The 261-nt window shown below is 71.3% G+C and carries 1 pseudogene; it reads left to right on the top strand.

Going from position 1 to position 261, the window contains the following annotated elements:
- Nucleotides 1–261, top strand: a pseudogene (locus tag PU683_RS22255) (hypothetical protein); the annotation flags it as partial.

Here is a 261-nt window from a genome sequence, read left to right as displayed (position 1 = left end):
CACCGCTTCCGCCGGGCGCTGGTCTGCCACCAGTGCGGCTATGCCGAGCGGCGCCCGGATTCCTGCTCGGAATGCGGCACCTTCGACAATCTCACCCCCTGCGGACCGGGGGTGGAGCGCATCGCCGAGGAGGTGGCCGAGCTCTTCCCCGACAAGCGCGTCATCGTCCTGTCGAGCGATTTTCCCGGGGGGGCCGAGCGCCTGCGGGCCGAGCTCCAGACCGTGGCGGAGGGCGGCTGCGACATCGTCATCGGCACGCAG

This window comes from Candidatus Kosakonia sp. 282A-S69, assembly GCF_029433855.1.
GTDB classification, from domain to species: domain Bacteria; phylum Pseudomonadota; class Gammaproteobacteria; order Enterobacterales; family Enterobacteriaceae; genus Kosakonia; species Kosakonia cowanii_A.
This window is presented reverse-complemented; position numbering and strand designations above follow the sequence as displayed.